At 65.7% G+C, this 21,902-nt stretch carries 13 protein-coding genes; 12 read left to right on the forward strand and 1 reads right to left on the reverse strand.

The genetic code is table 11. The features are described 5' to 3' along the window. Positions 1 to 6 precede the first annotated feature (6 nt). From RPC_RS05930 to RPC_RS05940, 3 genes are all read left to right on the forward strand, one after another. Positions 7 to 1,251, forward strand: a complete 1,245-nt coding sequence (locus tag RPC_RS05930; protein WP_011471646.1) for a sensor histidine kinase — start codon at positions 7 to 9, stop codon at positions 1,249 to 1,251. Between the two features lie 24 nt (positions 1,252 to 1,275). Beyond that, positions 1,276 to 2,355: a response regulator transcription factor gene (locus RPC_RS05935; protein WP_011471647.1), complete on the forward strand. Its 1,080-nt coding sequence runs from the start codon at positions 1,276 to 1,278 to the stop codon at positions 2,353 to 2,355. A gap of 348 nt (positions 2,356 to 2,703) precedes the next feature. Then, entirely contained in the window at positions 2,704 to 3,948 is a 1,245-nt protein-coding gene (locus RPC_RS05940; protein ID WP_011471648.1) for an acetate/propionate family kinase, read from the forward strand. Between the two features lie 295 nt (positions 3,949 to 4,243). On the opposite strand, the gene RPC_RS05945 is transcribed toward RPC_RS05940, so the two are convergent. Beyond that, the gene (locus RPC_RS05945) at positions 4,244 to 5,155 is read right to left on the reverse strand and encodes a hypothetical protein (protein ID WP_011471649.1); all 912 of its coding nucleotides are present in this window, start codon (positions 5,153 to 5,155) and stop codon (positions 4,244 to 4,246) included. Between the two features lie 730 nt (positions 5,156 to 5,885). Between RPC_RS05945 and RPC_RS05950 the strand changes: the two genes are divergently transcribed. The 9 genes from RPC_RS05950 (at position 5,886) to RPC_RS05990 (ending at position 21,889) form a co-directional block, all read left to right on the forward strand. After that, a complete protein-coding gene (locus RPC_RS05950; RefSeq protein ID WP_167532055.1) occupies positions 5,886 to 6,950 on the forward strand; it encodes an endonuclease domain-containing protein in 1,065 nt (354 codons plus the stop codon). Between the two features lie 7 nt (positions 6,951 to 6,957). After that, entirely contained in the window at positions 6,958 to 7,674 is a 717-nt protein-coding gene (locus tag RPC_RS05955) for a hypothetical protein (protein ID WP_011471651.1), read from the forward strand. Further along, positions 7,674 to 10,889, forward strand: coding sequence for a helicase HerA domain-containing protein (locus RPC_RS05960; RefSeq protein ID WP_011471652.1), 3,216 nt, complete (start codon positions 7,674 to 7,676; stop codon positions 10,887 to 10,889). Before RPC_RS05955 ends, RPC_RS05960 begins: the two co-directional genes overlap by 1 nt. A gap of 115 nt (positions 10,890 to 11,004) precedes the next feature. Continuing rightward, positions 11,005 to 12,231 carry a metallophosphoesterase family protein gene (locus tag RPC_RS05965; protein WP_011471653.1) on the forward strand — a complete coding sequence of 409 codons (1,227 nt, stop codon included), beginning with the start codon at positions 11,005 to 11,007 and terminating at the stop codon, positions 12,229 to 12,231. Further along, complete coding sequence (locus RPC_RS05970) at positions 12,228 to 15,686, forward strand: AAA family ATPase (protein ID WP_011471654.1); 3,459 nt, start codon at positions 12,228 to 12,230, stop codon at positions 15,684 to 15,686. Before RPC_RS05965 ends, RPC_RS05970 begins: the two co-directional genes overlap by 4 nt. 155 nt (positions 15,687 to 15,841) lie before the next feature. Continuing rightward, positions 15,842 to 16,507 carry a TetR/AcrR family transcriptional regulator gene (locus RPC_RS05975; protein ID WP_011471655.1) on the forward strand — a complete coding sequence of 222 codons (666 nt, stop codon included), beginning with the start codon at positions 15,842 to 15,844 and terminating at the stop codon, positions 16,505 to 16,507. A gap of 72 nt (positions 16,508 to 16,579) precedes the next feature. After that, positions 16,580 to 17,503 carry a PepSY domain-containing protein gene (locus RPC_RS05980; protein ID WP_011471656.1) on the forward strand — a complete coding sequence of 308 codons (924 nt, stop codon included), beginning with the start codon at positions 16,580 to 16,582 and terminating at the stop codon, positions 17,501 to 17,503. A 62-nt stretch (positions 17,504 to 17,565) separates the two neighbouring features. Further along, positions 17,566 to 18,711 (forward strand): efflux RND transporter periplasmic adaptor subunit, encoded by a 1,146-nt coding sequence (locus tag RPC_RS05985; protein WP_011471657.1) that lies wholly within the window; start codon positions 17,566 to 17,568, stop codon positions 18,709 to 18,711. A 4-nt stretch (positions 18,712 to 18,715) separates the two neighbouring features. Next, the gene (locus RPC_RS05990; RefSeq protein WP_011471658.1) at positions 18,716 to 21,889 is read left to right on the forward strand and encodes an efflux RND transporter permease subunit; all 3,174 of its coding nucleotides are present in this window, start codon (positions 18,716 to 18,718) and stop codon (positions 21,887 to 21,889) included. Positions 21,890 to 21,902: the final 13 nt, after the last annotated feature.

The following is a 21,902-nucleotide window of genomic DNA, read 5'->3' on the forward strand; positions in this document are numbered from 1 at the left end:
AGCGCCATGGATGCGGAACTGCTGCTTGAAGACTTGATCAGCGTGGATGCGCTGCAGAAGGTGCAGGACAATTTTAGCGCTGCCGTCGGCATCGCGATGATCATGGTGGACGCAGCTGGCGCGCCCGTGACCAAGCCGAGCGGATTTTCCGCCTTCTGCCAGGCGGTGCGGACCTCCGCCGACAAGCGCGACCAGTGCTTTCATTGTGACGACGAGGGCGGCCGGATCGCGATGGCGAAGGGCGAGCCGAGCATCTACCGCTGTCATGCCGGTCTGGTCGATTTCGCCGCGCCGATCGTGGTGCGCGGCCAATATCTGGGAGCCATCCTTTCCGGGCAGGTGCGTCTTCGCGACGAATCCGCGATTCCCGTGGACTACATCCATCCGCCCGACGACTGGTGGCGGCAGGATGACCGGCTGCGCGCGCTGCGCGAGAAGACCACCGAAGTGGCGTATCAGAAGCTGCGCGCCGCGGCATTCACCTCGTTTCACCTTGCCACCTATCTGGTGGAAGAAAGCTATGCCAAGGCCGTCAGCGAGGAACTCGGCGCCGAGAACCTACGGCTGATGGCGGAATCGAAGCGGCGTATGGAATTGGAGAAGCTGCTTCGCGAAGCGGAGCTGCAGGCGCTGTCCTACCAGGTCAATCCGCATTTCCTCTTCAACGTGCTGAACACCATCGGCCGTTTGGCGCTGAAGGAGAACGCCAAGCAGACCGAGACCATGCTGTACGCATTCGCCGACATGATGCGCTACGTTCTGAAGAAGAGCCGCTCGCAGATCGTCTCGTTCCACAGCGAGTTGGAGCACGTGCAGAACTACTTGAACATTCAAAAGGTGCGCATGGGGGACAGGCTGTCCTTCACCCTGAACGTGCATCAAAAATACGGCGAGATCCGCTGTCCGTTCATGGTCGTGCATCCGATCGTGGAGAACTGCATTCACTACGCGATCGAGCCGAAAGAGAAAGACGGCTGGATCGAGATCACGGCGCGCGACGACGGCAAGGACATGATCCTGGAGATCACCGACAACGGTGACGGCATCGCCCCGGACATGATCCCGGTGGCGATCTCCGGGGTGGCCGATCACCACGGTCGCACCAGCATCGGGCTGCACAATATCGACAGCCGGCTCCGGCATTTCTTCGGAGACGACTACAAGCTCAAGGTCGAAAGCCGCCGCTCCAGGGGCGGGGGCACTTGGGTGCAGATGCGCTTTCCGCTGAAATTTGACGGTTTCCACGCCTGAGCGTCCGGGTCGGAGTGCCATGACATGTACAACCTCGTTATCGTTGAAGACGAAGACCTGGAGCGCGAGGCGCTTCGCAAGATCCTGACGGAGAACTTCGATTGCATTCGCATCGTCGGCGAGGCGCGAACCGGCGCGGAGGCCGTGGCGCTGATCGATTCCTGTGACGTCGATCTCATGCTGGTGGACATCAACATCCCGATCATCACCGGCCTGGATGTCATCCGGCATCTGCGCGAAGGCCACGTCGACACCAAGGTGGTCGTCACCACCGCCTACGACTATTTCGAGATGACGCGCGAGGCGATTCATCTGAAGGTCGACGAGTACCTGTTGAAGCCGGTGCGGACCCAGGCGCTGGTCTCCACCCTCGAAACCTGCATCCAGCAGCTCGGTGCGGATCGCAAGTGCCGGGTCATGGTGGCGCGGCTCGGCGAATTGGCCGATCAAAACGCCTATCAAGACGGCGTTGCCCTGGTGCGTCGACACGTCGAATGGATCTGCACGCAGCGCGATTACCCGTGCCGCGACGTAGCGCAGAATTCGGCGACCGCGCTGCTGGCGCTCATTCGGGCGAAAGGTCTGCGGGTCTCGGCGGCGTTGGCGCGGCAGGTCACAGAACTGCGGACCATGAGCCTCGACGACCGCGGCCTGCAGTCCGTGCTTGGTGTATTTCTCGGCCTCGCAGATCTTCTGTTCGACGTTCGCGAGGAACAGCTCGACGAGGCGGGCAGCACCGTCCAAAAGGCCATCAACTACATCGAACGCAATCTGAGCAAGCGGGTGACCTTGGAGGACGCCGCCGACTACGCCAAGATCAGCGCCTGCTATTTGAGCAGGATGTTCAAAAAGACGCTGGACGTCAATTTCGTGACCTATCTGACGACGCGGAGGATGGAGCTCGCCAAGGAGCTGCTGGCTGGCACCGAGCGGTCCATCACCAACATCGCAAAAGAGTTCTCCTACAACGACCTCAACTATTTCTGCAAATCGTTCAAGAAGGAAATCGGGGTGTCGCCCTCCGAATATCGCCGCCAGGCGCGGGAAGGCCAAGGCGGAGCCCCAGGCGTCAGGATGGCGACCATGGCGGAGCCGCGGCCGTAGTGCAGAACGGGATCGCATGTCATGCCTCGGCATGGCAGCGAGTTGTCGGCAGAGGGCCGGTGATTGCCGACAAATTTTGACTATCCAATCGCAAGGATATCGCGTTGAGCCGTCGTTGCGCGACTAGTTATATCCCGCCGTAGCTTGGGCAGACTGAGCTCGCGGCGACTGACTGGATCCGTGGTCCGAGCGACTTCGCGATAGCGAGGCGTGAGGCGGCGGCAGTGATTCAGAAGAGTCCGAGGCCGGCTCGCCGATACCGCAGCTGGATGCTTGCGTACGGCTGCGCCGGAATGCGCCGCGAGAAACCCTGTCCCAAGAGGTCGCTCTGTCTCAAGGGATGCTAATATGATCTTGACCATCAACTGCGGCAGTTCCAGCCTCAAATATCAGCTCTATACGTCGGATCTGAGCGGTGTGGTGGGCAAGGGGATCGTCAGTCGGATCGGCGAGGCGTGTCCCTATATCGAGCATCGCGCCGGCGGACGTAAGATCCGGCAAGACGTCGAGGCCGCCGACCACCGCATGGCGCTGCGGGTGGCGATGGAAAGCCTGCTGCACCCGGAATGGGGCGCGATCAAAGACGTCAGCGCAATCGAAGCGGTCGGCCATCGCGCCGTACATGGCGGCGATATCTTCGTTGAGTCGGTTCTGGTCACCGACGACGTGATTCGGCAGCTCGAGCAATGCACGCCGTTGGCACCGCTGCACAACCCGCTCAATCTGCACGGCATCCACGAGGCCAGGCGGCTGCTGCCGGGAATTCCGCAAGTGGTCGTGTTCGACACCTCGTTTCATCAGGGAATGCCGGCCCAGGCCTATGTCTACGCGCTGCCGTATCGCTACTACGCCGAACACAAAATTCGGCGCTACGGCTTTCACGGCACCTCGTGCCGCTTCGTGAGCGGCCGCGCCGCCGAGGTCTTGGAACGCCCGCTGCAAGAGCTTCGCATGGTGATCTGCCATCTTGGCAATGGCGTCACCATCGACGCCGTGGCCGGCGGTCGCTCGGTGGATACCAGCATGGGGTTCGGAACATTCTCCGGGACCATGATGGGCACGCGTTCGGGTGACTTCGATCCGGGCCTGATCTTCTACTTGAACCGAACGCTCAATATGAGCTTGGGCGACATCGAGGCGACTTGCTACAAGGAGAGCGGCCTGCTCGGGGTGTCGGGTGTCAGCAACGACATGCGGGAGGTGGTGGAACACGCGATCGCCGGCAATCACCGCTGCAGCCTCGCCATCGACATGTTCGTCTACATGATCAAGAAATACATCGGCGGCTATGCCGCGGCGATGGGTGGGCTGGACGCCTTGGTGTTCACCGCCGGGATCGGCGAGAACAGTCCCTACATCCGAGCCCGGATCTGCGGCGGTTTGGGCTTCCTCGGCATTGAGGTCGACGACCTGGCCAATGACGCGGTGGACGGAGCTTGCGCCATCATCAGTCCGAGAACGGCGTCGGCGGCAACCATGGTCGTTCCCACCGACGAGGAAAAGATGATCGCACTCGACACCGTGCATCTGACGGCCGGTTGCGGCGATCACAGCCGACGTTCGGCGCAGCGGGTCGAAGCCGCGGCCGGGTAGTCCGGCTCCTGGCAGCCGGGCAATGGCTGCTGGGGGCGGGTCTCGGGCCTCTGCGGCGTTGCCGTTTCGAACAGAACGATCAGCCATTGGCTGGTCGTTTCGTTGCGTGATCCGGTGAGGGTTGGAATCGGAGCCTGCGCTCGCCATGGCCACGGTGAGCGGCAAGAAGGTGGTCGAGGCAGATCATCCGGCGCGCCGGGAGTTTGCAGGAGCTGATCTTGCTCGATCAGACGACGCGGCGCACGAAAAGGCCCCGTCGCGCGATCTGCGACGGGGCCGTTCGGTGTCGGATCGCTCAGAACGGAATATGCGCCAGTTTCCAGAAGCCGATCGAGGTGAGGAAATTGATGACCAGCGTCATCACCGCGATGGTGCATGCCGGCGGATCGATGTGGGTGTCGCCGTGCGAGAGGAAGGTTCTGGCGAAGAATTCACCGACGAAGGCGCAGACCACGCCGGCAATTCCCGCCCACACGATACTGCCGGACGAGGCCGCCACCAGCGCGGCCGGTAGGGCAATGTGATGCGTAACCGGAATGAGAATGCCGAGCTGCAAGAACAACAGGCTGGCTGCGGCAACGCCGAAGGCGAGGAAGACGCCCGGTGCACCATAGGTGACGCCGAGATAACCCGACATCAGGCCGACGCCAAGTCCGATCACCAGCAGCTGGCCGGGATCGCTCTCGAAGGCCAGCCATTTTGCGCCGTCGGAAGGCGAGTAGAACGCCCTGCCGGGCTCAGCCTTGCCGAACAGCCCCGTCTTGCCGAACATCAGCCGCGCAAGGATTGCCGAAATCACCACCGTCAGTGCAACGGTGTCGGTCCAGACAATGCCCGGCCCGAAGTCGGGAACCTGCGCCAGGCTCCACTGCACGATATAGCCGAAAATGCCGAACGCGCCGCCGATCAGCAACACGTCGGGACGGTTCAGCCCCATCATGCCCGCGACGATGTTGCGGCCGCTATCCAGCTTGCCGCGGCTCGCCGCATAGGCGGCGGCGGCGACGCCGGAGGCAAAGCCGCCGACATGGGGCCCGAACATCCCGAACGGGATGCCGTAGAACGTCACGTCGCCGGGAGCCATGCTGAGCTGGATCGCGACCCCGATCATCACCAGAAAGCCGACGAATGCGAACGCCGTGAGGGCGCCGATCGCCGTGCCGAAAATCCCGCCGCCGAAGGCAGCGAGCAGACCGAACATCGTCATTTTGACCTCCAAGGATTACTCGACCCAAGGGCCCGGACTATCCGTGGCCCGTTGTTCATTGGCAGCGTCCGGTCTGTGATGACGTTCTCAACACCGATTCCACAGCGCCACGCCTCACGCCCGCAAGCATGTTGTAGTTCGCGTTTTGAAGACATAGAGTTATTAGTGGAGGCGTGATGACGAGCGCGGCAGTCGGCCATCAGCATGCCGACGCTCGCAGCGACATGGCCCCGAGGACCGCCGTCACCTCATCGGGTAGACAGTTCAATCCTGCTTAGTCTTATGAGCAGTACAACCATCGGCATGTGCGGCGTTCAACGGAAAAGAATTGACATTCGCTAGTAAAAACTTGTCCGCAATGGGCGCATCGTCGCCTTCGGAGGCCCGCCCGACCCATCCGACAAGATGCTATCCGCGTCGCTTCGCTGACGTCGAACCGCGAGGCTCAAAAGGCGGGCGCTATCACCGAGCCGGTCCGGCGGAGCGGATGGCCGGCTTAGCAATTGTTCGGCCGGCGTTGGCCAAACGCTGTTGCGACCAATTTCCGCGTCCAAGAAAATGGTCTCGGCGCGTCAATCGCCTGCGGCGTTCGGGTTTTTACCGCCCGATTGTAGGCCTCGACCAGATGGTGGCGCATCAGTCCGGCTGCGCCTTCAACCCGTTTGTGGACACACTGACGGCCGTCTCGAAGCGGTGACGTCTCCGAGCATCATCTGGTATGGTCGACCGGATGACGCGACTCTCGACGCTTGCGAATCTTGTCATAGAAGCCCGACCAGGCGCCGTTTCGGTTCTGGCTGGGATTGACCGCGTGGCGCTCCGCCGCCGGCTCGATCAGGTCGAGGCGGACCGAACTTCGCCCCGTGTGCTGTTTGCGCCTGTCGCGCCGGCGCGATCGGTCGAGGCGATTGTCGCGCAGGTCATCGATCTGCTGGCCGAGACCGTGCAACGGCTGTGGCCGCTGTGGTTCACCGATGTCAGTTTCGCGGAATGTCGCAACGATAAGCTCGGACAGCTCGCCGCCACCGCGGTGGTTCGGCGTGTCGCCGGCGATATTCCGGGGCTTTCGCCGAGCTGGGCCGAGGCGGCGGTCGAACTCGCGCTCGCGGATCGCCCGCCGCGCGTCAGGGCGGCGCTGCCGGCGGTCGAATTGGCACAGCTCGCGCTCGCGATCAGCCGTCATGGTCTGGTGTTGGTTGTCGACGGCGACGAGGCCTGCCAGCGATCCAGCCCCGCCGCAGTCGTGTATGCGCTGGAGTGGATCGCCCAGCATGCCGATTGCGCCGTGGTCGCGCTGTTCTCACAATTGCCGGCACGCGAGCCGCCGTTCGACCGTATTCTCTATGGCGCGCGGACGTTGCTTGCCGAGCAGATCGAGCCCGAAGCCGAGGCGCCCCGAGCCGAGGCTTGCGCCGAGTCCGAGATTTGGCTCGCGCCGTGGCTGGGTTCGCCGCATCCGCTCAGCGAAGCCGAGCAGCGGCTCGCAAAGGCACTGCGTACCGATGCTGAACTTGGATCGTTATTTGGCTGCAATCAGTTCGTGGATACCGTTCGAGGCTCGCGCCCGAAAGTGGATTTCGTCTGGCAGCACGGTCGTCTCGCCGTCGAACTCGACGGCTATGGCAGTCACGGCAATCGGGCAGCTTTCATGTACGATCGTCATCGCGACTACGAGTTGACGCTCAGCGGCTACACTGTCTTGCGTCTGGCCAATGATGAAATCGCGCAGGACATCGGAAAAGCGATTGAGAAGATCCGCGACATCGTCCACCTTTGTCGCGATCGGATGAAATGAGGCGACCGTGGCAGCATCTCGCAAATCCAAACACCCGAAGCCCGCTGACAAACCACGCCCCAAGACTCGCGAGCAGAAAGACGCGGAAAAGCAAGCGCTGGCGATGTGGGCGCTGCTCGGCGCCGGCGGCGCCGGTTACGGCCGCAAGCTGAAGCCGGAGATCGAGAAGGCCGAACGCGAGGCGTTGATCAAGGCCGGCCTGATCGAGTCCAGGCCGCGTGAAAACCGCGCGTTGTGGCTCACCGTCACCGACAGAGGCTGGGACTGGGCGGAGCGGCACCTCGGCGATCCGCTGCCGGAGAAAAATTACAGCGGCGCCTTCGTGTTGCAGGCGTGGCTGACGCGGCTCAAAACCTACCTGCAGGCCCGGGATCTGCGCCTCGCCGATGTGTTGGCTGCGTCGGCTGTTCCTGATCCTGGCGGAAGCGCCGAGGCTGACGAAGCGCCCGCGCCTGCCGATCCGGCCGAGCTGCGCGAAAAAATCCGCAACGCCTATCTGGCGGTCGCCGGCGGCTTCAACCGCCGCGCCTTGCTGAAGGATCTGCGGGCGAAACTGCCGGAGATCGACAGAGCAACGCTCGACGACGCGCTGAAGCAGATGCAGCGCGAGCAGCAGGCCTCGCTGATGCAGCTCGACAATCGAATCGACGTCACCGATGCCGACCGCGACGCCGCCATTCAAATCGGCAACGAGCCGCGCCACATCGTCTGGATCGAGAACTGATGAGCAGTCAAGAAGCGGTGAGCGACCTCGAAGCGTTTCGCGCGGTCGATTTCAACTGGACCCGCCAGCTCAAGGGCATCTGGCGTGATCAACCCTATCACGCGCCGCTGCATCAGGACGTGCTCGACGAGCTGATGGGCTACCTGCTCAGCAACACCCGGGACGCGGAGCCGGACAACGAGCCGCTTGGGCGCGTCGTGATCGGATCGGCCGGTCTCGGCAAGACTCATCTGATCGGGGAACTGCGGCGCCGGGTCTGGGAAGAAGACGCAGTGTTCATCCTGCTGGACTTCGTCGGGATCAAGGATTTCTGGTCGTCGGTGGCGCTCGGATTTCTCAATTCCCTGCAAGTGCGCATCGACGAGCGGCGCACGCAATACGACAGGTTGATCCACAAGCTCGCCACCTTGCTCGAACTGCAGTCGCAACTGGCCGACATCGCCGTCCGTTTGCGGGGACGGCCGCGGGAGTTGATGGCGGAACTCGTGAAGACATTTCTCGGAGCGCTCGCCCGCCGCGATCGCGCCATGACCCAGCAGCACGGCGACGTGGTGCGCGCCTTCGTTCTGCTGATCTCCGAGGATCTGGAATGCGGAAGCATCGCGCACGCTTGGCTGCAAGGGATGGATCTCGACGCTGAGCAGCTTCGCGATCTCGGATTTGTGGTCGTCAAGAAATCGCCGATCGATATCGTGCGCGGCATTTCCTGGCTGTTGAGCCTGGTCGGGCCGACCTTGATTGCGGTCGATCAGATCGACGCCATCATCAGCGAAGCCAATGCCGAGCGGCATCGCGGCAATGGCGCTGCGGCGTCGGAGCAGACCCAGGAGACGCAATCGATCATCGAGGCGCTGGCACATGGGCTGATGGATCTGCATGACGTCAAACGTCGCGCCATCACCGTCGTTTCATGTCTGGAAGCGTCGTGGGAGGTGCTCAGATCGCAGGCGACCGTGGCGGTGACGGACCGTTACTACCGGCCGAATGTTCTCTATGCACTGACTCAGCCGCAGTTGGCGCGGGCGTTGGTGAGCGCTCGGCTGGCCCAGGGATATGCCGCCAGCGGTTATACCCCGCCCGACGAAACCTATCCCTTCGCGCCGGAGACGTTCGAGACGGCGGTCGGTTTCACGCCGCGGCAGCTATTGAAGGCGTGCGATGAGCATCGTCAGCGCTGCCTCGCCGAGGGCAGGGTCATCCTCTGCAAGTCCTTCGATGCCGCGCAACCGCCGCCTCCGCGGCCAACTCGGAACGGATACGACGAGGCTTTCGGCCACGAACTCCGCGCTGCTTCGACCGCCGGTTTACTCGACCTCTCCAACGAGGATCCACTGCGCGATCTGCTCGCCGATGTCTTGCAGATCTACACCGCGCATCTGCAACTTCCCGATGATGTCGACGTGGTTTCGCAGCCGGATCCGGATCAGCGCCGGCCGTCCTTGCACGGCCGGCTGAGCTTCGTGTTCCGGAGCGAGGGCGACCGCGAGCAGCACTACTGCTTCCGCGTTCTGGCGCATACCAACGCCATCGCGTTCCAGGGACGGCTACGGGCCGCGATGACCGCATCGGGCGTCGATCGCGCGTTGAAGTTTCGCCACCTGTTCATCCTGCGCGCCGGCGCGGCGCCGGGCGGCGCCAAGACCGCACAACTGGTCGAAAAATTCCTGCAGGCCGGCGGCCAGTTCATCGCGCCGACCGAGCAGGATCTGCGCGCCTTCGTGGCGTTGCGGGCGATGGCGCAGCGCAATGCCGACGGCTTCGAGGCTTGGTTGCGCGCGCGCAAGCCGTTGTTCGACACCGCGCTGTTCAAGGCCGCGGGTCTGGCGCCGCCGCCGTTCCTGGCGGGCCCGCAGCCCGATCCGGCAAAGCCCAGCGGCTCGTCGCCGGTTCCTCCACCGGCCCCGCCTGCGCCGTCGCTGGTTTCGACGGCACCTCGCTCCGCGCCGTCTCCCGTCGCGCCCGCCGCGAGCAAGCCAGTCGATCGCGATATTCCGGTTGGACACCGTTACGAGCGCGGGACCGCTGGCGCCGCGGCGATGCTGCCCGCGGATCTGCTGCCGCGTCACACCGCAATTCTGGCCGGCGCAGGATCGGGCAAGACCGTGCTGCTTCGCCGCATCGTCGAGGAAGCCGCCCTGTTGGGGATTCCGGCGATCGTGCTCGATACCAACAACGATCTGGCGCGGCTCGGCGATCAATGGCCGGCGCCGCCCGAGGGCAGGAGCGCCGACGACGCCGCCAAGGCCGCCAACTATCAACGCGACGTCGAGGTGGTGATCTGGACCCCGGGCTTCAACGCCGGCCGGCCGATGTCGCTGGCGCTATTGCCGGACTTCGCCGCGTTGAAGGATGACGAGGGGGAGCGCGATCTGGCGATCGAAATGGCACGGGCGACGCTGTCGCCCTATATCGGCGGCGGCAAGGGCGCCAGCGCCAAGCTCAAGGAAGGCGTGCTGGCCGACGCGTTGCGCAGCTTCGCCCACGCCGGCGGCGGCGACCTCGAGCGGCTGATCGAGCTGTTGGCCGAACTGCCCGATGATACGAGCCGGATCGACGACGCAGCCAAGCTCGCGGCCGCGATCGCCAACCAGCTGCGCGCCGCGATCGCGACCAATCCCTTGCTGCAATCCCGCGGCACCCCGCTCGATCCGCAAGTGTTGTTCGGCACCGATGCCGGCAAGACCCGGATCTCGGTGATCAATTTCTCCGGCCTTGCCAGCGACGAGGCGCGGCAGGCTTTCGTCAATCAGCTGCAGATGTCGCTGTTCTCCTGGATCAAGCGCAATCCGAGCCCGACCGGGCGGCTCTATGTGCTCGACGAGGCGCAGAACTTCGCGCCGTCGCAGCGCACCACGCCGTGCAAGGAAAGCACGCTGTCGCTGGCGGCGCAGGCCCGCAAATATGGCCTCGGCATGATCCTGGCGACCCAGACGCCAACGGGGATCGACCACAAGATCATCTCGAACTGCACCACGCATTTTTATGGGCGGATGAGTTCGCCGACCACGATCGAGGCGACCAAGGGCCTGATGGCGGCCAAGGGCGGCAGCGGCGAGGACATCGGAAAATTGTCGCGCGGCGAGTTCTATTTCTCCACCGAAGGCCTGCCGCGGCCGGTCCGGATTCGCACGCCGATCTGTCTGACCTGGCACCCGGCGAATCCGCTCACCGCCGAACAGGTCGTGACCAAGGCCCGTGCCGCGGTGCCGAACTGACGACCCTTGATCAAGGAGTGTTTCTACTTATAAGAAGGGAATCTCGCGGCACACGCGTGATGCGACGTCGCCACGCGCGGTGGTGTGCTCGCAACGCCGACCGATCCGGATCGCAATGCGCTTCAGCTTCATTCATGCCGCCGATCTCCACATCGACAGTCCGCTCGCCGGACTAAGCCTGAAGGACCAGGCGGTGGCGGCGCGTTTCGCGCAGGCCGGCCGGCGCGCGGTCGAGGCGCTGATCGAACAGACCATCGCCAGCAAGGCGGCGTTCCTGATCATCGCCGGCGACGTGTTCGACGGCGATTGGAAGGACGTCTCGACCGGGCTGTTTTTCGTCCGCGCCGTCAGCGCGCTCGATCGCGCCGGCATCCCGGTGGTCATGGTCAAGGGCAATCACGATGCCGCCAGCGTGATGTCGCGCGACCTGCCTTATCCCGACAGCGTCACCGTGTTCGGCTCCGGCAAGGCCTCGACCGTCACGCTCGAAGCGCATCGCGTGGCCTTGCATGGCCGCAGCTTTCCGAACCGGCTCACCGCGGATTTTGTCGAGAGCTATCCGCCGCGCCGCGACGGCTGGCTCAATATCGGCGTGCTACACACCTCGCTCGACGGCACCCGCGGCCACGAGGGCTACGCGCCGTGCAGCGTCGATGACCTCAAGCGCTTCGGCTATGATTATTGGGCGCTCGGCCACGTCCACGCCGCCGAGATCGTCAGCCGCGATCCGTGGATCGTCTATCCCGGCAATCTGCAGGGCCGCAGCGTGCGCGAGACCGGCGCCAAGGGCGCGGTGCGCGTCACCGTCGAAGACGGCCGCATCGTCGAGGTGACGCCGTTGGCGCTGGACGGCGCGCGCTGGGCGCAGTTGACGCTTGACGTCGCGGGGATCAGCAGCGAGGACGAGATGCTGGCGCGCTGCCGCGCCGCGCTCGCCGACGCGCAGGCGCAGAGCGAGGGCCGGCCGCTGGCGGCGCGTATCACGCTCACCGGCGCGACCTCGCTGCACAATCATCTCGTCGCGCGGCGCGAGACGTTGCAGGACGAACTGCGCGCCATCGGCTTTCAGCTCGGCGCCGAATGCTGGGTGGAACAGCTCAAGGTCAGAACCAGCCTCCCGGTGCTCACGGGCGCGGCGATGTCTGCCGCCGATGCGCTCGATGTCGATCAGCTGCTGCGCGAGGCGGCTTCCGATCCGGAATTCGCCACTGTGCTGGCCGAGCTCACCGACACCATCAAGGCGAAGTTGCCGAAGGATCTGCACGACGAGCTCGATCGTTCGGAGGCATTGACGCGCTTGGCCGACGATGCGCGCGCGTTGCTCGCCGGAGACGTCGCGTGAGGATCGAACAACTGGCGTTCGAGCGCTACGGCCGCTTCACCGATCGCAAGCTCGATTTCGCTGCCGGCGCGGCGTTGCACGTCGTGCTCGGCGCCAACGAAGCCGGCAAGACCTCGGCGCTGGCGGCGATCGGCGACCTGTTGTTCGGTTTCGGCGGCCGCACCGACTACGACTTCCTACACGAGAGCAAGACCCTGCGGATCGGCGGCAGCTTCCGCCATTCCGACGGCCGGCTGATTTCGGCGCGGCGCCGCAAGGGCAACAAGAACACTTTGATCGACGCCAACGATCAGCCGCTTCCCGACGATCTGCTGGCGCCGCTGCTCGCCGGGCTGTCGCGCGAGGCGTTCAGCCGCGAATTCGGACTGACCGCGCAGGCGCTGCGCGAGGGCGGCCACGATCTGCTCGATGCCGGCGGCCGGCTGGCGGAAACGCTGGCGGCGAGTTCGGCCGGCATGGCGTCGCTGTCGCAGACCCGATTGCGGCTGCAGAGCCAAGCCGACGAACTGTTCATGCCGCGCAAGTCCGGTTCGAAGCCGTTCTATCTGGCCGCCGAGCGGCGCGACACCGCCGACCGGGCGCTGCGCGACGCCATCGTCACCCGCGAGGCGGTGGCGCAAGCCGAGGCCGCGGTGCGCGAGGCGCGCCAGAAGCTCGAGAGGTTGAACGCCACGCACGCCGAGATCGGCGGCACGCTTTCGCTGTGGCAGCGCACGCTGCGGGTGCGCTCGCATCTGGCGCGACTCGACGGCATCGCTGCGGAACTGACGGCGCTGGCCGATCTGCCGATGGTCGCCGCCCCCGCGCTGACCGAGTGGCGCGCTGCGCTGGAAACTTTCGCGGCGCTGCAACGCGAGCTATCAGCGCTGGAGGCGGACGCCGCGGCCGATGCCGCCGAGATCGCCGCGATGGCGGTGGACCAGACCCTGCTGGCCGAAGCCGCGACCATCGACGGCTTGCGCGAACGGCTCGGCGCGGTGCGCAAGGCGCTGGAGGATTTGCCGAAGCGCAGGCAAGCTCACGAGTCGGCGCAGGCTCAGCTGGATGACGCCGCGCAGCGGCTCGGGCTCACGTCGCATCGCGAGGTGCTGGCGCAATTGCCGAGCGATCCGGCGCTGGCGCAGGCCCGCGACTTGATCGCGCAGACCGCGCGCGCCGAACAGGCGATCGTTGAGGCCGAAGTGCGCTGCGCGCGGGCGCAGCAGGAGCACGATACGTTTGCGGCCGAGCAGGCCGAGGCCACTGCCGTGGTCGACATCGATCAGTTGCGCCAGCGCTTCGATGCGCTCGGCGAAATCCCGGCGCAGGCCGACCGGCTGCGCCGCGATCGCGCCAGTTTGCAGATCGAGACCGACGCGCTGGTGGCAGCCTCGGGGTCGCTCGATCCGTCGCCCGGCGCGCTCGACCGGCTGCGCGCGCTGCCGGCGCCCGACAATGCAACGATCGCAAAATTCTCCCGTGCCGCCGAAGTCGGCGAGGCCGAGGTGCAGCGGCTCAACGAAGCGCTGGCCACGACCGATGCCGCGATCGCCACCACCGAGGCCGAATTGGCGCGGCTGTCGCAGGCCGGCGTGGTGCCGACGCGCGGCGATCTGGTCCGCGTCCGCGGCGAACGCGACCAGCACTTCACCGGCCTGCGCGCCGCTTTGGCCGGCGACCGCAACCTGGCGGAACGCCAGCTCGATGCGGCGGAGCAAGCCTCGCAGAGCATCGACCGTGTCACCGACCTGTTGCTGACCGATACCGAGCGCGCCACCCGCCACGAGGATGCGCAGCAGCGGCTGGCCGCCGGCCGCGACGAGCGCGCACGCCAACACGACAAGCTCACCGGCCTGCAGGCGCGGCTCGCCGAGGTCGAGACCGCCTGGCGCGGTAGCTGGGCGGCCTCTGGACTCCAGCCGCGCAGCCCGGCCGAGATGCTGCGCTGGCGCGAGCGGTTCGACGACATTTTGAAACGTCTCGAGCGATGCGACGCGCAGAAGGCCGGGCTCGATGCGCTGGCGGCTGCACTGGAGCAGGGCAAGCTCGCCGTCGCGGGCTTTCTCGACAGCACCGGCCGCGTTGCTGATCGCGCGCTGGCGGCGGATTTGCTTTATCGCGAGGCCAAGGCGCGGTTCGAGGCGTTGCAGGGCGCCTGGGCCGAGGCCAAGGCGCGCGCTGTGGCCAAGACTCGGGTCGAACGCGATCTGTTGGAGGCGACGGCGGCGCGCGAAACCGCGCAAACCGCGCTCGCACAGCACCGCGCGGCTTGGCCCGCGGCGATGGCGGGCATCGGGCAAGATACCGGCGCGACGCCGGTGCAGGCCGCCGCGGCTTTAGCTGTGTGGCAATCGGTGGCGGTGCCGAAGGCGGCCTATCAGCTCGAAGGCCACCGGGTGACCGCGATCGAGGCGGATCTTGCAGCGTTCGATGCTGACGTATTCGACATCGTCGACCGGGTCGCGCCAACGCTGCGATCCGACTCCGCGCAACAATCGCTGGCGCGGCTGGTGGAGAAACTCGACGCCACCCGGCGGGACGCCGAGACCTGTCGGCGGCTGCACGAGGCGGCGATCAAGCGCGCCGCCAGCCGCAACGCGCTATTGGCCCGCCGTGCCACGACCGAACTGCTGCTGGGTGAAGCCTGCCGCGCTCTCGGCGTCGCGGCCACCGCTGAACTGGCATTGCCGTTAGAGCGCGCCTTGGAGCGGCAGCGCCTGGAGACCGACCAGGAGACGCTGCGACGTGATCTGTACGAAATCGCCGACGGTCGCGACGAAGCCGCGCTGCGGCAGCAGCGTGAGGGCCTCGATCTCGACCGGCTGACCGGCGACATCGATCGCGAGACGCTGCGGCAGACCCAATTGCTCGACGACATCGCCGCGGCGTCGGCGCTGCTGCACCAGGCCCAAGCCGACTGCGCCGCGCTGACCAAGGGCCGCGACGCCGCCGCGCAGGCAGCCGAACGCGCCGAGGCCAATGCCGAATTGCTGTCGATCGCCGAGCGCTGGCTGCTCCGCGCGGCGGCGTCGCGGCTCGCCACGCGCGCCATCGAACGGCATCGCGCGATGGTGCAGGATCCCTTGATCGCGCGCGCCAGCACGCTATTCGCCACCGCGACCGGGGCGGCCTTCGCAGGGCTCGGCATCGATTACGGCGACGACGACCAGCCGGTGCTGGTGGCGCGGCGCGGCGCCGGCGAGCAGGTGGCGGTCGCGGGGCTCAGCGAAGGCAGCCGCGATCAGTTGTTTCTGGCGTTGCGGCTGGCGCTGTTGGAGCGCCGCACTTCGGAGCCGATGCCGTTCATCGGCGACGACCTATTGACCAGCTTCGACGAGCCACGCACGCTGGCGACGCTGCGGTTGCTCGCCGAAGCCGGCCAGCAACGCCAGATCATCCTGTTCACCCATCATCGCCATGTTGCCGATCTGGCGCGGTCGCTCAACGATCGGCCGATCGAGCTGATCGAGCTGTGAGATGCTTCAGTTGCGACCGGATGGCAGTCGACACAACCGCTGCAAACTGAACTAAACTGAACAGTTTAGTTTTCTTGCCGAACTCCGCCCGTTGCGGTAAACGTGAAGTAGCGGCTGACCCTCAGGCGGTCGCCCGCTGACAAGCGAACCTCGCCATGCCGCACGCCGCCACCGCTATTCGAGACCCGAAGGAAAATCGCAAGGCCCGGCAGATTCTCGATGCCGCCCGCGCGCTGTTTCTGACGCACGGCTTCGACGCCAGCAGCATGGAGGCGATCGCCCGCGAGGCCGGGGTTTCCAAGGCGACGCTCTACGTTCATTTCGCCAGCAAGGATGATCTCCTGCTGGCGCTGGTCGACGACGAATGCCGGCGGCTCGGGCCGCAGACGCTCTGGCAGCCGGACGGCGCAATCGATGTCGAACGCGATCTGCAGGCGATCGCCCGCGGCTACACCGCGTTTTTCTTGCATGATCGCGGTCGCGGTTTGCACCGCTTGGTGATCGGCCACGCCCAGCGCTTTCCGCAGATGGCCGAGGTCTTCATGATCGCCGGTCCGCTCCGATGCGAGGCGGAAGTCGCGGCGTTTCTGCGCGCCGCCGAAGCCCAAGGCCTGCTGCGGATACCGGACGTGCCGCTCGCTGCGGTGCAATTCCTCAATCTGGTGCAGGGGCGACTGCAATTGCAGTGGGAGTTGTCGATGGAGCCGCCGAACGCCGCCGACTACGAGGCGCTGATCGAAGGAGGGATTCGCGTGTTTCTCGCCGCCTATGGGGCACCGCCGCGCGATGAGCACCGCGCCGGTCAGCATCCCGTCAGCTAACCTCGGATACAACGACGTGCCGACCCTGCGCGGGCTGTCATTCGCTGCGGAGTTCGGATCACGGAGACTGCCATGAACAACGCACTGCTCTTGAAACTTCATCGCTGGACCAGCCTGGTGTTCGCGCTGCCGCTGATCGTGGTGCTGCTCACCGGCTTGATCTTGTCGTTCGAGCCGATCGTGCAGGACCGCGCGCTGGATCCTGCGCTGGTCAATGCCGACCGCGTCACATCTCTGATTCAGCGCTTCGATCCCGACGGCCGGGCCCGCGGATTGTCGATCAGCGCAGTCGGCCAGCGGCTGCAGCTGCAAGGTACCCCGGCGCCGGCGATCGATCTGGTGACCGGCGAGGCTGCGACCACCAGCGATGTGGCGGGCAGCGTCATTCTGTGGTCGCGGCGCACCCATGAGCATCTGTTCGATCAGGAATGGCTGCTGATCGCCTCGACCATCGGCATGGTGGCGATCATGATCATCGGCACCCTGATGGGCCTGCCGCGGCTGCGCAACAGCCTCGCCGGCTGGCACAAGGGCATGGCCTGGTTCACGATTCCGTTGCTGTTGCTGAGCCCGATCACGGCCCTGTTCATGCTGTCCGGTATCACCTTCCAGGGCGCGCCGCCGGCCGCGGCCGCCAAGCCGTTGCCGCTGATCGAGGCGGTCCGCGCGATCGCGCAATCCCACGATCTGGCCAAGCTGACCTCGTTGCGCAATCGCGGCGGCCGGGTGATGGCGAGGATCTACGAGGACGGCGAACTGCGCGCCTATACGGTCAGCGCCGACGGCGTCGCGCCGCTGCCGCGCAACTGGCCGCGGTTGCTGCATGAGGGCAATTGGTGGACGTTGCTGTCTGGCTCGCTCAACGTCATCACCTCGGTCGTGCTGATCGGACTGCTCGGCACCGGCCTGGTGATGTGGGGACGGCGCAAGCTGCGGCCGCGCAACCGCCGTGCCGTCGACGTCGGCCGCGGCGCCGCCGTCGGGCCAGTGTCGTAAAGTGTCATAAGATAATAAAGGTCGCGGCTTTAGGGCCGCGGCCAAATGTCGGAGTATTTTTGATGTTGCGTGTTGCCTGCCCGTTGCTGATCGCCGCGTTCCTCGTCGCTGGTTCGCCGGCATCTGCCCAGATGCCCGGCGGCGGGCCGCCCGCGGTCGGCACGGTAGTGGCGGCGCCGCAACCGATCACCGAGACCACCGAACTCAACGGCCGGGTGCAGGCGATCGGCCGCGTCGACCTCACCGCACGGGTCAATGCCTTCCTGCAGGAGCAGCTGTTCGTCGAAGGCGCCGAGGTGAAAAAGGGCGACCTGTTGTTCCGGCTCGAGCAGCCGCCGTTCCAGGCCGACGTCGAAGCCAAGCGCGCCGCAGTCGCCCAGGCCGAGGCGCAGCTCGACTACGCCGACCTGGCGCTGGCGCGCGCAGATCAATTGCTGAAGACCGCGGCGGGCAGCCAGAGCACCGCCGACAACGCCCGCGCGGCGCAGCGCACCGCGGCGGCGCAGCTGCGCTCGGCCAAGGCACAGCTCCAGCAGTCGGAAATCAATCTCGGCTACACCGAGATCCGTTCGCCGATCGACGGCCGCATCGGCCGCATCCAGGTCACCGTCGGCAACGTGGTCGGCGCCTCGTCCGGCGTGCTGGCGACCGTGGTCAGCCAGGACCCGATCCATGTGGTGTTTCCGATCTCGGTGAAGCGGCTATTGCTGCTGCGCGAGCAATTGGCGACGCAAGGCGGCTTCGACGCGGTGCGGCTGCGATTGCGGTTGCCCGACGGCCGGCTCTACGGCGAAGTCGGCAAATTGCAGTTCGTCGACATCAACGTCGCCCGCGACACCGACAGCATCATCCTGCGCGGCGTCATCGCCAATCCGCTGTTGCCGGGCGGCGGCCGCGAACTGACCAACGAGGAAATGGTGCGGGTGGTGCTGGAAAACGTCACGCCGCGCGAATTGATGACGATCCCGCGTGCTGCGATCTTGACCGATCAGCAAGGCGACTACGTCTATGTGGTCGGCGACAAAGACATCGCCCAGCCGCGCCGGGTCAAGCTCGGGCAATCCACCGCCGACACCGCGGTGATCAACAGCGGCCTCAATGGCGGCGAACGCGTCGTCGTTGAAGGCCTGCAGCGGGTGCGGCCCAACGCGCCGGTGGCGCCGTCGCCGATCGACGCCCAGGCCTCCCGGCCGAACAGCAAGGGCTGAGCCGATGATCTCCGATCTGTTCATCGACCGGCCGCGGCTGGCCGTCGTCGTCGCCCTGGTCACCACGCTGGTCGGCGGACTGGCGATGTTGCGGATTCCGGTGTCGCAATTGCCCGACATCGTGCCGCCGCAGGTCCGGGTCTCGACCAACTTCCCCGGCGCGTCCGCGGAAGTGCTGGAATCCACCGTCGCGCAGCCGATCGAGGCCAAAGTCGTCGGCGTCGACAAGATGCTCTACATGAAGAGCTCGAGCGGCAACGATGGCTCCTACACGCTCGACGTCTCGTTCGCGCTCGGCAGCAATCCCGACATCAACACCGTCAACGTCAACAACCGGGTGCAGAACGCGTTGTCGCAGCTGCCGGCAGAGGTGCGGCTGCAGGGCGTGGCCGTGCAGAAGCGCTCGTCGTCGATGCTGCAGGTCGTCGACATGTCGAGCAAGGGCGGCAAATACGACCCGGTGTTTCTGACCAATTACGGTCTGATCAACGTGGTGGACGAACTCGCCCGCGTCCCCGGCGTCGGCGAGGCGACGTTGTTCGGCCGGCTCAACTATTCGATGCGGATCTGGTTCGACATCGAGCGGCTGTCCAGCCTCGGCATGGTGCCGTCGGACGTGGTGGCGGCGATCAGCGCGCAGAACGTCCAGGCGCCGGTCGGCCGGATCGGCGCGCAGCCGGTGCCGGACGATCAGAAATTCCAGATCAATCTGCAGACCCAGGGCCGGCTGACCAAGCCGGAGGAATTCGGCGCCATCGTGCTGCGCGCCAACGCCGACGGCTCGGTGCTGCGGGTCAGTGACGTCGCTCGCGTCGAGCTCGGCGCGCTGAGCGAGGACACCCACGCCCGGCTCAACGGCGATCCGACGGTCGGCATCGGCATCTTCCAGGCGCCCGGCGCCAATGCCATCAACACCGCGACCGCGGTCAGGGCCAAGCTCGACGAGTTGCGGCAGCGCTTTCCCGACGGCGTGCAGGCGCGCGTGGTGTTCGACTCCACGGTGTTCGTCAACGACACCATCAAGGCGGTGATGCACACGCTGCTCGAAGCCTTCGCGCTGGTCGCATTGGTGGTGTTCCTGTTCCTCGGCAATCTGCGCGCCACGCTGATTCCGATCATCGCGGTGCCGGTCAGCCTGATCGGCACCTTCGCGGTGCTGCTGGCGCTCGGCGCCTCGGTCAACACGGTGTCGCTGCTGGCTTTGGTGCTCGCCATCGGCATCGTGGTCGACGACGCCATCGTGGTGGTGGAGAACGTCGAACGGGTGATGGAGGAGGAGCCGGAGCTGTCTCCCGCCGACGCCACTAAGAAGGCGATGAACCAGGTCACCGCGCCGATCATCGCCATCACGCTGGTGCTGTTGTCGGTGTTCGTGCCGATCGGCTTTCTGCCCGGCATCATGGGCGAGTTGTTCCGGCAATTCGCCATCACCATCAGCGCCGCGATGCTGATCTCCGCGATCAACGCGCTGACGCTGTCGCCGGCGCTCTGCGCGGTGTTCCTGCGCCACGGCGGGCCGCGCCGCGGCGTGATGCATTGGATCGGACGGCGCATCGACGGCGCCCGCGACCGCTATGCCGGCGCGGTGCGGATCGCGCTGCACCGCCCGGCGCTGTCGATCCTGATCGTGATCGGCTGCGGCCTCGGCATCGCCGCGCTCAACGGCACCACGCCGAGCGGCTTCCTGCCGGAAGAAGATCAGGGCGCGTTCTTCATCAACGTGCAATTGCCCGACGGCGCCTCGGTGGCGCGCACCGAAGAAACCGTGATCGCGGTGGAAAACATCGTCAAGACCATGCCGCAGGTCCGCGACGTGCTGTCGATCGTCGGATTGTCGCTGCTCGACAATTATTCCGCCAGCAACAATGCCTTCATGATCGTGCAATTGAAGCCGTTCGAGGACCGCCGCGCCGCCTCCTCGTCGGCGCAGACGCTGATCGCCAAGACCTTCGGCGCCGTGCAGCAGGTCCGCACCGCGACGGTGCTGCCGTTCAACCTGCCGCCGGTGATCGGGTTGTCGACCGCCGGCGGCTTCCAGTATCAGCTGGAATCGCTGGAAGGCGCCGAGCCCGCGGCGTTGGGCAGCGTCACCAACGGGCTGCTCGCCGCCGGCAATCAGCACCCGCAGCTGACCCGGGTGTTCAGCACCTATGGCGCCAACGCGCCGTCCTACTATCTCGATATCGACCGCGAGAAGGCGCAGTCGCTCGGCGTCACCATCAACGACATCTTCTCCGCGCTGCAAATCACGCTCGGCGGGCTCTACATCAACAACTTCAACATGTTCGGCCGCACCTGGCAGGTCAACCTGCAGGGCGACGCGGAAGGCCGCCGCGACCTGCCGGCGCTGTGGGACATCTACGTCCGCAACGCCAAGGGCACCATGGTGCCGCTGCAGTCGATCGCGTCGGTGCGCAGCGTCACCGGGCCCGCGGTGATCACCCGCTACAACAATTATCGCTCAGTCACCATCAACGGTTCGCCGGCGGCCGGCGTGTCCTCGGGCGCCGCGATGGCGGCGATGGCGGAAGTGTCGCAGAAGACGCTGCCGCCGGGCTACGCCTTCGAGTGGACCGGCACCGCCTATCAGGAGCACGAGGCGGTCGGCAAGACCGGCTACATCCTCGGGCTGGCGCTGTTGTTCGCCTATCTGTTCCTGGTGGCGCTGTATGAGAGCTGGGTGATTCCGATCCCGGTGCTGCTGTCGGTGTCGATCGCGGTGCTCGGCGCCTTCGTCGGCGTGCTGATCGCCGGCGTCACGCTGGATCTCTACGCCCAGATCGGCCTCGTCGTGCTGATCGCGCTGTCGGCCAAGAACGGCATCCTGATCGTCGAATTCGCCAAGGAACAGCGCGAGGCCGGGCTGTCGATCACCGAGGCCGCGGTGCTCGGCGCCCGCTTGCGATTCCGCGCGGTGATGATGACCTCGATCGCTTTCATCTTGGGGCTGGTGCCGCTGGTCTGGGCCGACGGCGCGGCGATGCTGGCGCGGCGCAATCTGTCGACGCCGGTGTTCGCCGGGATGCTGACCGCCAGTCTATTGGGCATCCTGTTGATCCCGATGCTCTACGTCGTGTTCCAGTCGATGCGGGAGTCGGTTGCCGGCAATGGCCGGCTCGGCGCGTGGGCGGCGAGCCACCTGCCGCACTGGGCACGCTCGTTCGGCAAACGATCGTAAGAGTCTGTTCTCT

Origin of the sequence: Rhodopseudomonas palustris BisB18 (assembly GCF_000013745.1) — a bacterium.
In the GTDB taxonomy this organism is placed as follows: Bacteria; Pseudomonadota; Alphaproteobacteria; order Rhizobiales; family Xanthobacteraceae; genus Rhodopseudomonas_A; species Rhodopseudomonas_A palustris_F.